The sequence below is a fragment of the Granulicella sp. S156 genome (assembly GCF_009766105.1).
Classification (GTDB): Bacteria; Acidobacteriota; Terriglobia; order Terriglobales; family Acidobacteriaceae; genus Granulicella.
In genome coordinates, this window is sequence record NZ_LMUH01000007.1 from 278,013 (window position 1) to 293,126 (window position 15,114).

Genomic DNA, 15,114 nt, shown 5'->3' on the forward strand with positions numbered 1-15,114 from the left:
GCCGGGCTTTCTGCTGCTGCTTTTCTTTCTGTCATTCCCTGCTTTTCTTGTTGTCATTCCCGAAGGGAATCTGCTGCCGGGTGCCCCATCTTCGGCGCGTTTTTTGCGCCTAAGGTGGGCATCGGGCGAACGCCCGACCGCTCCTGCCCATGTAGGTTTCACCTATGACGCTCGTACCATTTTGAAGGGGCGGGATTTCAGTCCCGCCATCCATGCGCTATCGAAAATGTGGCTTTAGCCACGGAGGGAATGCCTGCTAACCTCACTCCGACGGAACAGGCGGCAACCCCTGCTGCACACGGCTATGCGAACGCCCATAGCTGAAATAGATCACCAAGCCAACCGCAAGCCACACAATCAACCGAATCCAGGTCAACAGCGGCAACCCAAGCATCATCGCCAAAGAGATCAGAATCCCCAAAATAGGCGTAGCCGGCATGAAGGGCACCCGGAACGGACGCGGCAGATCGGGCCTGCGTGAGCGCAGCACAAGCACGCCCGCGCACACGATGATGAAGGCCAGCAGCGTGCCAATGCTCGTCATCTCTCCCAGTGCATCCAGCGGAATCGTCGAAGCAAACACGGCTACAACCAGACCCACCGTAATCGATGAGATCCACGGCGTGCGGAACTTGGGATGGACATGCGAGAAGAACTTCGGCAACAGCCCATCCTTCGACATGGAGAAGAAGACGCGACTCTGGCCCAGCAACATCACGATCATGGTGCTGGTCAGGCCGCCCAGAGCTCCAAGCTTCACCAGCAGGCTGCCCCACTTGAATCCCGTCGCATCGATACCGACTGCGAGCGAGTCCGGCACAGCCAGGAAGCGGTAGTTCACAAGCCCTGTCAGCACCAGCGCGACCAGAATGTACAAGATGGTGCAGAGAACCAGCGACCCGAGAATACCGATCGGCATATCGCGCTTCGGATTCTTCGCCTCCTGCGCCGCCGTGGACACCGCATCGAAGCCGATATACGCGAAGAAGATAACACCGGCGCCGCGCAACACGCCCGACCATCCAAAAGACCCGAAGACCCCAGTATTAGGAGGAAGGAACGGATGCCAGTTCACTGTCGGCAGTTCGGGATGATGCAGCAATGTCGCACTGCCTAGCCCGAGAAAGATCACCAGAACAATCAGCTTGACGGCGACGATGAAGCTATTGAAATTCGCCGACTCCTTCATGCCGATCACAAGAATCGTGGTCACGAGCATGATGCCGATAAAAGCAATCAGGTTGAACACGCCATGCCGCTGCGGCAGCGTTGCCGGATCGATCCCCAGCTGCGCCAGCTTTTTGGCGATGCGTCCCAGAAACTCCCAATGGCCGTTATAGAGCACAAAGACCGAGCCGGGCGTGCCTGCCAGCTCCGGCGGCAGACGCAAGCCGAAGTCCTGCCCCAGACTCAGCACATAGCCGCTCCATCCCGAGCAGACGGTAGCCGCGCCAAACGCATACTCCAACACCAGATCCCAACCGATAATCCAGGCGAAGATCTCACCGAGCGTGGCATATCCATAGGTATAAGCCGAGCCCGCCACCGGAATCATGGCCGCAAACTCCGCATAGCAAAGTCCCGCGAACACACACCCTATCGCCGCAAGGATGAACGAGTACACAACGCCAGGTCCCGCATAGTGAGCGGCTGCCGGCCCCGTAAGGACGAAGATCCCTGTTCCGATAATTGCGCCAATCCCCAACGCAATAAGATTTCCCGCACCCAACGACCGTTTGAGCGTGTGCTCTCCCGTCTCCGTGGCCTCGCCCATGATGGTGTCGAGGGACTTCGTCAACAACAAATTCGCCATGCGTCTTCGTTCTCCAAAATCAGCTTCAAATTGACTGTTTACGGCCATGCGTGCCGAGGCTGGCCTCGCAACAGTACACCACAAATCCACACCGCCATGACGACGCAGAAAGGCCCGGCGTAAGAGCCGGGCCTTTCACTTTTGCCGTTGTTTTTCTTTCTGTCATTCCCGCAGGGAATCTGCTTCTGCTTTTCAGCGCCAAAAACCGCAGCTAATCCGCCAGCTCTCCCGGCAACTCACCCCGCTGCACGCGGCTATGTTTCTGCCCATACGTGAAGTACACGATCAGACCGATAATCAGCCAGACAATCAACCGAGCCCAGTTCAGCCAGCCCAGTTTGATCATCATGTAGCCGTTGAACAGGACACCCAGAGCCGGAATCACTGGCACCCACGGCGTGCGGAATGGCCGTACCTTATCCGGATCCGTCCTGCGCAGCACAATGATCGAGATGCACACGATCACAAACGCCAGCAGAGTTCCAATGTTCACCATCTTGCCGATGTCGTCGATCGGCGTCAGAGCCCCTACGACCGCAGCGATCGAGCCCACCAGAAACGTATTCTTGAACGGAGTGCGGTACTTGTGATGCACCTCGGCAAAGAACTTCTTCGGCAGCAGCCCATCATTCGCCATCGCATACAGCACACGCGTCTGACCGAGAAGCATCACCAGCATCACGCTGGTCAATCCAGCCAGCGCACCCGCGGTGATGATGTCACTCGCCCACGGCAGTCCACGATCGAGGAACGCCCGCGCAATAGGCGCTTCGATGCTCACCTGCTGCCACGGCACCATACCTGTCAGCACCGCAGCCACACCGATATACAGCAGCGTACAAACACTCAGCGACACGATGATGCCAATCGGCAAATCACGCTGCGGGTTTTTCGCTTCCTGCGCTGTCGTTGAAACCGCATCGAACCCGATATACGCAAAGAAGATATACGCCGCGCCCGACCCAATGCCTGCGAAGCCGAACGGCGCAAACTGATGCCAGCTATGGCCCCAGTTTGCCGGATGCACATAGTGCGATCCCAGGCCGAGCACGAACAACACCACCGCCACCTTCAACACCACGATGAACGAGTTGAACTTCGCCGACTCCTGAATGCCGATCGCCAGAATCGTCGTCACGAGCAGCGCAATCACAAAGGCCGGAAGGTTCAACCCAATCTCATGCCCAAACAGCACCGGCGCATTCAGCAGCACATGAGCCCGCGACAGAATATCCGCCGTAGGCGCAGCCTTCAGAACTCCGAGCTGCGCGATGTACTCCTGCGTGCCTGGGATGAGTGACGCATAGTTCGACGCCATGATCTGCCGGCAGATGTTGTCCACCGCCACGCCCAGCGCGGTCCAGTGGTCATAGGCCAGCCACAGCGGAAACCGTATATGGAAGATCTGCATCAGCTCGATAAAGTGATTGGACCAGCCCGAACTCACCGTGCTCGCGCCCATCGCATACTCCAGCGTCAGATCCCAGCCGATAATCCACGCGACTAGCTCTCCAAGGGTCGCATACGCATAGGTATAGGCCGATCCGGCCAGAGGAATCATGGCCGCGAACTCCGCGTAGCAGAGTCCCGCGAACGCGCATCCAAGCCCGCTCAGCACGAACGAAAGCATCAGGCCAGGGCCGGCGTAATGGGCTCCTAAGCCCGCCAGCACAAAGATGCCCGCGCCGATAACAGCGCCCACACCGAGCGCCGTCAACTGAAAGGGTCCGAGTGATCGCTTGAGCGTATTCTCGCCCGTAGCCTCGGACTCGGCCATCAGCACGTCCATGGATTTTGTCGCAAAAAGATTCGCCATCCGCCGTTCTTTCTCCCGTCTACTCTTTAGCTTCTTTTACAGTCCGCCGTGTCCAAATCCAATACACAGGCACACCCAGCAGTACCAGCAGCAGCCCGGGCCATGTGTATTGAGGCTTGTATCGCAACAGTACAACACAAATCCACACCGCCATGACGATATACAGCGCCGGAAGCACCGGATACCCAAACGCCCGATACGGCCGCGGCGCCTCTGGGCGCGTCCTGCGAAGCCGAAACAGCCCCACAATCGTCAGCACATAGAACACCAGCACCGCGAAGATCACATAGTCCAGCAACTGCCCATAGCTCCCGCTCAGGCACAGCAGACACGTCCACGCCCACTGGGTCCACAGTGAGTTCACCGGAGTGCTCGTCTTCTCGTCCAGCTTGCCGATGCTCTTGAAGAACAGTCCATCGTTGCTCATCGCGTAGTACACACGAGCACCCGCGAGCAGCATCCCATTCACGCAACCAAAGGTCGAGATCAGGATCGCCGCCGCCATCAGCTTCGCGCCGATTCCCGCAAACGCCGACTGCATCACCGCCGTAGCCACGCGGTCCTCGGCAGCGAATTGAATTCCCCGCCCCGCCAGCGTCGTCGCACTCGCCGAACCCGCCATCGGCAGCACGCTCAAAAACACAAAGTTGCAGAGGATATACAGCAGCAACACCACACCCGTGCCCAGCGCCAGCGACAGCGGCAGATTGCGCTTCGGATCGCGAATCTCACCCGCCGTGAAAGTCACATTGTTCCAGGCATCGGAGCTGAACAGCGAACCCACCTGTACGACTGCAATCACCGTCAGAATGCCGACATACTCAATCGGCCCGCCAACTCCAACCTGCACCGCGTGCTGCGTATGCCAGCCCGAGTTCGCAAAGAACGCATGCCAGCCCGCGCCAAAATTCGCAGCAATCGCAGACGCATTCTTCACCAACGCACCCACCACGATCACACCCAGCAGGGCCAGCACCTTCGCGCTGGTAAAGACGTTCTGCACCGCCGCACCCAGCTTCACTCCGCGCGTATTCGTAAACGTCAGCAGCGTGATGACGGCAATCGCAGAGAGGTTCGCCGTGTTCAGCCCGATGTCCATATTGCCCAGCACCATCGGCCCCACGCGCCACGGCGGAACATGTCCGATGTGCCACAGCCAATGTGCCGCGCTCACACTCGGGAAGAACACGCCAAGAAATTTGCCGAACGCGACACCCACCGCGGCAATCGTCCCTGTCTGGATCACCAGGAACAACGTCCATCCATACAGAAAGCCCCAGATAGGCCCGAGCCCCTCGCGCAGATAGACATACTGCCCACCAGCCTTGGGCATCATCGCAGCCAGTTCGCCATAGCTCAACGCGCCGATCAACGTCATCGCCGCCGTCACCAGCCACGCCGCAATCAGCAGCGCCGGAGACCCCAGCACCCGGCTCATATCCGCAGGAACGATGAAGATACCCGACCCAATCATCGATCCCATCACGATGGCGGTCGCAGAAAACAGCCCCATGCCCTGCACAAAGTGAGGTGTAGAGGGGCCTGGTTTGGTAGCTTCAGATTTTGTCATTCAATGGGCCAAATGTAGCACGAACGCCCCTATTAAGGGCAATTTCAAAAGGCCGAAGTAGCTTCTTGGCCCTATCGCAAACGTTCGAGAAAGTCCCTCGCAACCTTACCCGAACTCTCACCGTCAGAGAAAAGGCTCCCAATCACCGCAACCGAATCCGCCCCGGCATCGATCACCGCCCGCGCATTCTCGCGTGTAATCCCGCCGATAGCCACAATAGGCTTCGCCGTCAGCGCCCGCGCACGCCGCACGCCTTCGAGCCCCACCACCGGCTCCGCATTCAACTTGGTCGAGGTCGCAAACACCGGTCCCACCGCAACATAATCCGCCTCACCCGCATCTGCCTCGCGTACCTGCTCATCGTTATGCGTCGAGACGCCGATCACCCGCCCCGCTCCCAGCACACGCCGCACCGCGGCCGGCGGTAGATCGAGATGCCCCACATGCACGCCACTCCATCCAGCCAGCACCGCAAGGTCTGCGCGATCGTTCAGAATCAGTGTTGCCTCCACGCCAGCGAACACTGCCGCAACCTCCTCCGCCGCGCGCAGAATCTCCTGCGGCGCACCTGATTTATCGCGATACTGCAGCAGCGTCACACCCGCATCGCGAAGCTCGCGCGCAAAGTCGTCAACGCGCACACCACGTGCGATGAGTGTTTCTTTGTCGATGATGGGATAGAGCGGGTTCAACGTACACCTCGCAATGCCTTTGCGATCGCTTTTTGTTTTTTGCTTTTGTTCTTGCTTTTCTGGCTTGTCATTCCGAGCGTAGCGAGCGAACCTGCTTTCTCCCGCTTTTCGCTTGTGCCTTCAAGAGAGTGAAAGCCAGAACTGGAAGAACATAGCCCGTGCTAACGCAAAGCGTTTGTGGTGATACGAACAAAGAACGGGAGAAAGCAGGTTCGCTCACTACGCTCGGAATGACAACAAGAAAAGCAAAGGCAAAGGCAACAACATCGCCCCTGCCTCACTCAGCCTGCTATGCCTCTCTACTTCAAAGCCTTCTGGCGCTCCAAAAACCGCTCCATAAACTTCGTATCGAACGCTCCCGACCGAAACTCTTCATCGGCAAAGATCTTCTGATGCAGCGGAATCGTCGTATGAATTCCCTGTACCACAAACTGGCTCAATGCCCGCTGCATCTTGTTCATCGCCTCTTCGCGATCCTTGCCGTGGCAGATCAGCTTCGCGATCAGCGAGTCGTAGTACTGCGGCACGATACCCTCGGCATACTGCGCCGTATCCACACGCACGCCGTTGCCACCGGGCACGTTGTAGACCGTGATCTTGCCCGGGCTCGGCGTGAACTTCTCCGGATGCTCCGCATTAATGCGGCACTCGATCGCATGGCCGATGATCTCCGGCTGCTTCGGCACAATGTCGGCCAGCTTCTCGCCCGATGCGATCCGCAACTGCGCCTTCACCAGATCCACACCCGTGACCATCTCGGTCACGCAGTGCTCCACCTGGATGCGCGTATTCATCTCGATGAAGTAGATCGATCCGTCCTCATCCATCAGGAACTCGATCGTGCCAGCGTTCCAGTAGCCGATGTCCTTCAGCGACCTCTTGATGACCTTGCCCATCTCCTCGCGCTGCTTAGGAGTAATCTGCAAGCTCGGCGCCTCTTCAATCAGCTTCTGATGCCGCCGCTGAATCGAGCACTCGCGCTCGCCCAGCGACATCACATTGCCATGCTCGTCGGCCAGCACCTGGAACTCGATGTGGCGGGGCCGCTCGATGAACTTCTCCATGTACAGGTCGCCGTTACCGAACGCATTGAGCGCTTCGGTTGATGCCTGCTGGTACAGCCCCGGCAGCTCTTCCTTATTGCGGCAGATGCGCATCCCGCGTCCACCGCCACCGGCAACAGCCTTCAGGATCACCGGATACTTAACCGTCCGCGCCCACTCCAGCGCCTCGCCTTCACTGCCAATCACGCCATCCGAGCCCGGCAGAATCGGCACCTTGGCCTTCTTCATCGTCTGCCGCGCCGTGGACTTCTCGCCCATCATGCGTGTGACCTCCGGCGGAGGCCCAATAAACTTGATGTTCGAGGCGCGGCACACCTCGGCGAAGTTGGCATTCTCGCTCAACAGCCCGTAGCCCGGATGCACAGCATCCGCACCCGCAATCTCAGCCGCCGAGATCACCGCCGGCACGTTGAGATAGCTATCCGCCGACCTGGGCGGCCCAATGCAGATAGCCTCATCGGCAAAGCGCACATGCAGGCTGTTGCGATCGGCCTCCGAGTACACCGCAACCGTACGGATACCCATCTCCTTACACGCGCTGATAACGCGCAATGCAATCTCTCCGCGATTTGCAATCAGTACCTTACGAATCATTCAATGCCCTTGCTCTTGCTTTTCTTTTTGTTGCCCTTGCTTTTTTGGTTGTCATTCCCGCAGGGAATCTGCTTCTGCTTTTGCCCTTGCTTTGAAGGGGCGGGACTTCAGTCCCGCCGTCTATGCCCCGCTGCAATGCGGCTTTAGCCGCTGAGGGAATTTACCGCGCCTTAATCGCGAACAGCGGCTGTCCATACTCCACCGGCTGCCCAGGCTTCACCAGCACCTGCACAATCTCGCCCGTTGCATCGGAATCGATCTCATTCATCAACTTCATGGCCTCGACGATGCAAAGCACCTTACCGGTCTCCACATGGTCGCCAACCTTCACAAAGGCCTCTGCATCCGGAGACGGCGCATCGTAGAACGTGCCGACGATGGGCGACTTCACGATATGCGCTCCGGCATGAGGATCCACCTCAGCCACAGGCGCTGGCGCAGACGTGCTCGCCACAGCAGGAGCTGCAACCGCCGCCGGAGCAGCAGCCGCCGGAGCGCTGGGACGCTGCGCTGCCAACAAGGCAGCCAGCTGCGTCATGTCGACACCCGCAGGAGCCGCCGCCGGAGTTTCGCCCGCAAACCGTAGTCCCACCTTCAGGTCCGGCCGCTCCATCTCGAACTCGGCGATGCCGCTGGACTTCAGAAACTCGACCAGCTCACGCAATTCCTTCAGATCATTCCCGTCCATTCAATCCAACTCCTCTGCTTAGTCTTTACTAATCCCTAAAGTTCTATCCATGCCTTCGGGCTTGCTGCCGTCAGCACTTCGCCACCGCTCTGCGTCACTAACACCATATCTTCAATGCGGATGCCAAACTCACCCGGCAGATAAACGCCCGGCTCGATCGTCACAACCATTCCGGCTTCGAGTACCTGCTTCTGTTTCGCTGCCAGCCTCGGCCCCTCATGAATCTCCAGACCGACGCCATGGCCCGTAGAGTGCGAAAAGAACCGATCCAGCTTATCTCGCCGCAGCACCGAACGTGCAGCCTCATCGACGTCGCCACAGCTTATTCCAGGTGCAACTGCGGCAACCGCAGCCTTTTGCGCTTCCAGCACCGAATGATACACGTCCCACTCCTGCTGGTTCGCCTTGCCGAGGTGTACAGTCCGGGTCATGTCCGAGCAGTACCCCTCCAGCAGCACCCCAAAATCCAGGGTGCAGAAGCCCCGTCGAGGCAGCGTTGCCGCCGTAGCATGGCCATGCGGCAACGCCGACCGCTCCCCGCTCGCGACAATCGTCTCAAAGCTCATCGCCGAGGCTCCAGCCATCCGCGCCTTGAACTCCAGCGCCGCAGCCACCTCTACCTCGGGCGCGCCAGCCACCACATGCTCCAGAACGCCCTCGAAGAGCTTGCAACCGAGGTCCGCCGCCCGCCGTACCAACACAATCTCGTCGGCGTCCTTCACCTCGCGCAACCGGGCGACAAGACCCTCGACCGGAACAAAGAACGCCCGGCGCAGACTCCCTGGCAATGTCTTGCGAAGTTTATCCAGCCCTGCCACAGACGTCTGCGCCGCATCAAAGCCGCAGCGCTTCACCCCCGCCGCAACCAGCCACTCCACCGCCAGCACCGTTGCGGCCTTTTGCTCGACGACCACGCGGAGACCCTTCGCCTCGGTCTTGGCCTGGGTCTTGTAGCGGCCGTCCGTAAACAGGCAGGCCCGCCCCCCAGCCATCGCCAGCGCGCCGTTAGACCCTGTAAATCCAGTCAGATAGCGAACATCTGCCGGGTGCGTCACAAGCAACGCCTCCACCCCTGCAGCTGCCGCGGCCCGTATTGCCACCCGCCGTCTCTTAAGCTGATTCATTCGTATCAATTTTACGTCATCGCCCCGCCCCCAACACTGCTTGCCGGTCCCGTCCCAGCACCACATGTCCCACCTCTGCTCCCCCCCCCACCCCTGCGTTGTCATCTCGACCGAAGCATGACGGCTTCATGTCATGCGCAGTGGAGAGACCTGCACGTTGCAGAGCGCGATCCAAATGTTTGTGGCGCGCTTTGCGTCAAGACCTGCAGTTTGTCCGCGCTGGCGATAGTGCCTGCACAGGCAAACTGCAGGTCTCTCCACTACGGCGGCAAAAAAAGCCGCCTCCGGTCGAGATGACAACGCAGGGGTGAATGAGAGAAATCAAGAAATAGAGATCACCCCAGTAACCCTACAATCACACCCATCCACCACCACGCCCGTTATCATGGACTATGGACCTTTATCCGGCGGAAGCCCGGCGCTCAGAATCGAACCTCATCACCCGCCGAAAATTCATCATAGGCAGCAGCGCTGCTGGCCTCGGCCTGGCGACGTACGCCGGTACCCACGGACGCCACCAGATCGATCTGGTGAAGCGCACCATCCCCATCCGTAACCTTCCCGACGCCTTTCAAAACTTCCGCATCGTCCAGATCAGCGACATCCACCTGGAGGAGTACACCGAAGCCTTTTTCCTCGAGGAGTTCGTCCGCCGCATCAACGCCTTGAAGCCCGACCTCGTCCTTCTAACCGGCGACTTTATCAGCGCCGGACCCCGTGCTTATTCGGTTGCCTATAAGGCAGCAGGCGTGTGTGCCGAGATCCTCGAAGGCCTCACCTGCCCACAGCGCTACGCCATCATGGGCAACCACGACGCCACGGTAGGCTCGGAGCACGTGATCCAGCCTCTCCAGGCGCACGGCACCCCCGTCCTCGTCGACAGCTACGTCCCCATCGAGCGCGGCAAGGATCACATCTGGCTCAGCGGCGCCTGCGACCCCGGCACCTCGCACTGCTATCTCGACATGGCCATCCCGCCCATGCCCGATGCCCCTGTCATCTTCATGGCCCACGAGCCCGACTTTGTAGATACCGTCGTTCAGCACCCGCGTTTTCCCCTGATCGACCTGATGCTCTCCGGCCACACCCACGGAGGCCAGGTGCGCCTGCCGATTCTGGGCCCTCTCATCCTGCCCTCCATGGGCAAGAAGTATGTCGAAGGTCTCTTTCACTTCGACCACATGCAGCTCTACGTCAATCGCGGCGTCGGCACCGTCGGACTTCCCTTCCGCTTCAATTGCCCTTCAGAACTGACGGAACTCACACTGGTTCGTGCCTAAGGTTAGAGCACAAAAAGCGCTACGTTTCGCTTCGGTCGCCGTCGCGCAACGTAGCGCTTTTCTTCGCGCCCGTTGCGTCAAGGCTTTTTGCCAGAAGCGCCGCTGAATCCGAACCACCTCCACGCGAATCTATAATGAGTAAGTTAGACAGGTTATTAACCATGCCGTTTACCAGTGTTCAAAAGGTCGCCGATGCAGACTTCCCCACTCGCTGGGGACACTTCCGCATTCTGGGCTTCGAGGGCCTCACACAGCCCGGCGACCCGACCAGGAAACCCGTGGAAAGCGCGGTAGCCCTCGTCATGGGCGACATCCACTCCGCCCCACCGCTCGTCCGCATCCACTCCCAATGCCTTACCGGCGACGTCTTCCACTCGCTGCGCTGCGACTGCCACGACCAACTGCACCTCGCTCTCGGCAGCATCGCCGCGGAAGGTGCTGGAATTCTGCTCTACGAACAGCAGGAGGGCCGCGGCATCGGCCTGATGGCCAAACTCCGCGCCTATGAGCTGCAGGACAAGGGACTCGACACCATCGAAGCCAACGAGCAGCTAGGCTACGAGGCGGACTATCGCCACTTCGAACTCCCCGCCGAGATCCTCAAGCATCTCAACGTCCCCGCGGTTCGCCTGATGACGAACAATCCCGAGAAGGTCGCGGCCATGGAAGACGCAGGCATCAAGGTCACCGAACGCCTCTCCGCCGCCATCCCCAGCGAACCCACCTTCGCCCGCTACCTCGAAACCAAACGCGACAAGATGGGCCACCTCGTCATCTAAGCCATAATCCGGGCACCAATCCGGGGGCCCCATCTTCGGCGCGTTTTTTGCGCCTAAGGTGGGCATCGGGCGAACGCCCGACCGCTCCTGCCCATCTACGCATCACCTGCGCCCTTCGGGCAACCCCACACCTCTACTCCCCCACACCCTCCAACCCCTTCAAATTCTCACAACTCTTCACCAGAACCTCATCGAACACCGCCAGCTTCGCCGGATCGATCCTCTCCCAGAGCTTCCGATTTGCCACTTCCGCAACCGCTCTCGCCCGCTGCAACACCTTCTCACCCTTCTTCGTCAGCCGGGCCAGCAGCACGCGCTCATTCGCCGGATTTTTCTCACGCGTAATCCAGCCATTCGCTTCCAGCTTTGTCATCAACTGCTGCCCCGTCTGCGGAGTCACAGAACAGATATCCGCCAGCTTCGCCCCCGAGATCCCCGGCACATCCTCCACAGCGCGCAACAACCGTAGCTGCGCCATCGTGATTCCCATAGGCTGCAGCTCTTCATCCAGCAGGCTGCGAAATCCCAGCAGCACACGCTTGACCTGCGTGATCCGCTCAATCGACTTCTGCCACTGCTGCTCAGGCGACGGCTTTTTGCTGGGTCTTTTCATAAAATTCATCGGATCTGGAGAAATTAGTTTTTATCTGAATTTTTCCATATCAGCTTCCTGATACACTATATCAGGAAGCTGATATGGCGTACGACTCCTCCTGGAAACCTAAATACAATCCCTGGGCCATCGCGCTCACGGTCACGCTGGCCACCTTCATGGAGGTGCTCGACACCTCCATCGCCAACGTCGCCCTGCCGCACATCGCCGGCTCGCTCGGCGCGTCGCAGGAAGAGGCCACCTGGGTCCTGACCAGTTACCTCGTCTCCAGCGCCATCGTGCTCCCGATCTCCGGCTGGCTCTCCAACCGCTTCGGCCGCAAGCGCTACTACCTCACCTGCGTCGCCATCTTCACTATCTTCTCGTTCGTCTGCGGCATCGCGCCGTCGCTTCCCCTGCTCATCATCGCCCGCATCCTGCAGGGCGCCGGCGGCGGCGGTCTCGCATCGTCCGAACAGGCCATCCTCGCTGACACCTTTCCCATCGAAAAACGCGGGCAGGCCTTCGCGGTCTACGGCATGGCAGTCGTCGTCGCCCCCGCCATCGGCCCTACACTGGGCGGCTGGATCACCGACAACTTCAACTGGCACTGGATCTTCTTCATCAACATCCCCATCGGCCTGCTCTCCATGTGGCTCAGCTCGCGCATGGTCGAAGACCCGCCGTATCTGAAGGCACGCGTCAAGGAAGCCGCCAACGCCCGCATCGACTTCACCGGCCTCATTCTCGTCGCCTCCGGCGTCGGCTGCCTTGAGTTCTTCCTCGACAAAGGCCAGGAAAAAGACTGGTTCGGTGACCCGATGATCACCACCGTCGCCTGCATCGCCGCTGTGCTGCTCATCATCTTCGTCTTCTGGGAGTGGAACCACGAAGACCCCATCGTCGATCTCAAGCTCCTCAAGAACCGCAACTTCGGCACCGCGGTCTTCCTGCAGCTCATCCTCGGCATGGTGCTCTTCGGCTCGACCGTCCTTATCCCGCAGTACGTGCAAACGCTGCTCGGCTACAGTGCCGAACGCGCCGGCATGGTGCTCTCTCCCGGAGGCTTCGTCCTCATGGTGATGATGATGGTCGCCGGAAGGCTGGTCAGCAAGGTCGACCCGCGCATGCTCGTCTGCATCGGCTACGCCATCACGGCGGCAGGCCTCTACAACCTCACGCGCCTGTCCCTTGATTCCAGCTTTGGGGACATCACCCTCTGGCGCGCGCTGCAGGTCATCGGCCTGCCGCTGGTCTTCATCCCGATCAGCACACTGAACTACGTCGGCGTGCCGCCCTCCAAGAGCAACCAGATCTCAAGCCTCTCCAACTTCGCCCGCAACCTCGGCGGCAGCGCCGGTACCGCACTGCTGACGACGTTCCTCGCACGCACCGCACAGACCCACCAGACCCAACTCGCCGCCAACACCGGCGCAGGCAGCATCGGCTATCAGAGCTATATCGCCGCCACGACCGCAGCCGCCAGGTCCCACGGCATGAGCGCTCTTGGAGCCGCGCAGTACTCTGTCGGACAGGCCTACCAGGAGATGCTTCGCCAGGCCTCCATGCTGAGCTACAAAAACGCCTTCGCCGTACTCGCAACCGCGATCGCCTGCCTGATGCCGCTGCCTTTCCTCATGCGCCTACCCAGCAAAGCAGCCAAGCCCTCACCAGAAGCCGCAGGCCACTAAGTAGCGTCTGACGAAGCAGTGTCTCTGACGAAACGGTGTCGTTGCTTTTGCCGTTGTTTTTCTTTCTGTCATTCCCGTAGGGAATCTGCTTCTTGCCCGTATCGCGACAAATCCGGGTGCCCCATCTTCGGCGCGTTTTTTGCGCCTAAGGTGGGCATCGGGCGAACGCCCGACCGCTCCTGCCCATGTATGTTTCACCTATAACGCTCATACCGTTTTGAAGGGGCGGGACTTCAGTCCCGCCGTCTAGACACTGCTCCCCATGTGGCTTTAGCCACGGAGGGAATGTAGGTCTGGCAAGAATCCCTCAACCCACCCTCTACCGCTCCACCGCCCGCATCACCTTCACCGTCGTCACCATCTGCCCCACATGCCGCTGCGTGTGCTCAGCACAATGAATCAGCAACCCCACCACCGTCGTCGGCAACTGCTTTCTCCCCACACCCCGCACCTCCGCAAACTGCTCCGGCACAAACGCCCGAACCCGCTCCATCACGGCCCCCAACCCCACACGAAACTCCTGCAAAACCGCCGCCGCAGTACCCGCAGCCATCTCCGTCCGCAATGCCGTCATCTGCGCGTCACTCAAGACCCCGCGCTCCGCATACGTCAGCAACCGGTCCAGCGACCGCACGATATGCCGCAACTGAAACGCCACCGAAGGCAAACCCGCAGGCCGTGCAAACATCTCCGCATCGCTCAGCCCCTCAGCCCAGCGGACAACATCCTCACCCGCCAACTCCAGCGCATGCAACACCGCCCGCCGCACCGGCTCAACTTCGACAAGCGTCCCCCGCAGCCAAGGCTCCAATCTCGGGGCAGTCTGCTGCGCTACCGTACTAGCTCCACTCGCTGTTCCCTGATCTCTCGTCTCTGATCTCTGTTCTCTCTTCTCTGTTTCCTGTTTGCTGTTTCCTGTTTGCTCCCCCATCACAACCCCTTCCCCGCGCGAAACTCCCGCACGACATCGCCCACATCTCGATGCTGCGACTCAACCGCCAGATTCATCGCACGCATCTCGTCGGCACTCACCTTGCCCGCCAGCCTCTGCATGGCGACGCCAATCTGCGGCCAGCGCCGCAGCGAATCCTCGCGCACCAGCGGCACAGCCTCATACGGTGGGAAGTAGTGGCGATCGTCCTCCAGCGCGACAAAGTCCAACGCCTTGATCGCCCCATCGGTCGAGTTACCGGCCACGATGTCCACCTGATGCGCCGCAAGCGACCGGTAGAGCAACCCCAGCTCCATCGTGCGTGGCTCCCCTGCAAAGTGCAGCCCATAGGCAGCAGCCAGCCCTCGCAGCCCATCGGGACGCTCGGCAAACTCATATCCCACCCCCAGCCGCGAGATCTCAGGAACTCGCCCCACATCCGAGATCGTCTTCAACCCCAGCCGCCGCGCATCGTCCCCC

At 59.9% G+C, this 15,114-nt stretch carries 14 protein-coding genes; 4 read left to right on the forward strand and 10 right to left on the reverse strand.

Annotated elements, in window-relative coordinates; genetic code table 11:
* Positions 1 to 238 (forward strand): hypothetical protein (locus tag GSQ91_RS25675; RefSeq protein WP_216845115.1); only part of this gene is annotated, 238 nt, incomplete at its 5' end.
* Between the two features lie 24 nt (positions 239 to 262).
* Here GSQ91_RS25675 and GSQ91_RS06945 read toward each other — a convergent pair.
* The 7 genes from GSQ91_RS06945 to GSQ91_RS06975 form a co-directional block, all read right to left on the reverse strand.
* Entirely contained in the window at positions 263 to 1,813 is a 1,551-nt protein-coding gene (locus GSQ91_RS06945) for an amino acid permease (RefSeq protein ID WP_158820531.1), read from the reverse strand.
* Positions 1,814 to 2,024: 211 nt separating this feature from the next.
* Positions 2,025 to 3,629, reverse strand: coding sequence for an amino acid permease (locus tag GSQ91_RS06950; protein ID WP_158820532.1), 1,605 nt, complete (start codon positions 3,627 to 3,629; stop codon positions 2,025 to 2,027).
* A gap of 19 nt (positions 3,630 to 3,648) precedes the next feature.
* A complete protein-coding gene (locus GSQ91_RS06955) occupies positions 3,649 to 5,199 on the reverse strand; it encodes an APC family permease (RefSeq protein WP_158820533.1) in 1,551 nt (516 codons plus the stop codon).
* A 71-nt stretch (positions 5,200 to 5,270) separates the two neighbouring features.
* Positions 5,271 to 5,891, reverse strand: a complete 621-nt coding sequence (thiE, locus tag GSQ91_RS06960) for a thiamine phosphate synthase (RefSeq protein ID WP_158820534.1) — start codon at positions 5,889 to 5,891, stop codon at positions 5,271 to 5,273.
* A 299-nt stretch (positions 5,892 to 6,190) separates the two neighbouring features.
* Positions 6,191 to 7,549 (reverse strand): acetyl-CoA carboxylase biotin carboxylase subunit, encoded by a 1,359-nt coding sequence (accC, locus tag GSQ91_RS06965; RefSeq protein WP_158820535.1) that lies wholly within the window; start codon positions 7,547 to 7,549, stop codon positions 6,191 to 6,193.
* A 160-nt stretch (positions 7,550 to 7,709) separates the two neighbouring features.
* Positions 7,710 to 8,237, reverse strand: coding sequence for an acetyl-CoA carboxylase biotin carboxyl carrier protein (accB, locus tag GSQ91_RS06970; RefSeq protein ID WP_158820536.1), 528 nt, complete (start codon positions 8,235 to 8,237; stop codon positions 7,710 to 7,712).
* Positions 8,238 to 8,272: 35 nt separating this feature from the next.
* Positions 8,273 to 9,337 (reverse strand): M24 family metallopeptidase, encoded by a 1,065-nt coding sequence (locus tag GSQ91_RS06975; protein ID WP_371417089.1) that lies wholly within the window; start codon positions 9,335 to 9,337, stop codon positions 8,273 to 8,275.
* Positions 9,338 to 9,753: 416 nt separating this feature from the next.
* Between GSQ91_RS06975 and GSQ91_RS06980 the strand changes: the two genes are divergently transcribed.
* Both GSQ91_RS06980 and ribA read left to right on the forward strand, forming a co-directional pair.
* Positions 9,754 to 10,641, forward strand: a complete 888-nt coding sequence (locus GSQ91_RS06980; protein WP_158820537.1) for a metallophosphoesterase — start codon at positions 9,754 to 9,756, stop codon at positions 10,639 to 10,641.
* A gap of 161 nt (positions 10,642 to 10,802) precedes the next feature.
* The gene (gene ribA / locus GSQ91_RS06985) at positions 10,803 to 11,420 is read left to right on the forward strand and encodes a GTP cyclohydrolase II (protein WP_158820561.1); all 618 of its coding nucleotides are present in this window, start codon (positions 10,803 to 10,805) and stop codon (positions 11,418 to 11,420) included.
* A gap of 133 nt (positions 11,421 to 11,553) precedes the next feature.
* Here the strand turns inward: ribA and GSQ91_RS06990 are convergent, their stop codons facing one another.
* Positions 11,554 to 12,033: a MarR family winged helix-turn-helix transcriptional regulator gene (locus GSQ91_RS06990; RefSeq protein ID WP_158820538.1), complete on the reverse strand. Its 480-nt coding sequence runs from the start codon at positions 12,031 to 12,033 to the stop codon at positions 11,554 to 11,556.
* A gap of 83 nt (positions 12,034 to 12,116) precedes the next feature.
* Here GSQ91_RS06990 and GSQ91_RS06995 point away from each other — a divergent pair, with 83 nt between their 5' ends.
* Positions 12,117 to 13,703: a DHA2 family efflux MFS transporter permease subunit gene (locus GSQ91_RS06995; RefSeq protein ID WP_158820539.1), complete on the forward strand. Its 1,587-nt coding sequence runs from the start codon at positions 12,117 to 12,119 to the stop codon at positions 13,701 to 13,703.
* Between the two features lie 319 nt (positions 13,704 to 14,022).
* Here GSQ91_RS06995 and GSQ91_RS07000 read toward each other — a convergent pair whose 3' ends face one another.
* On the reverse strand, positions 14,023 to 14,634 hold the full coding sequence (locus GSQ91_RS07000; RefSeq protein WP_158820540.1) for a DinB family protein: 612 nt from the start codon (positions 14,632 to 14,634) through the stop codon (positions 14,023 to 14,025).
* Positions 14,634 to 15,114, reverse strand: a 481-nt coding sequence (locus GSQ91_RS25820; RefSeq protein ID WP_305794269.1) for a glycine betaine ABC transporter substrate-binding protein, incomplete at its 5' end; no start/stop codon positions are given. The genes GSQ91_RS25820 and GSQ91_RS07000, both read right to left, overlap by 1 nt.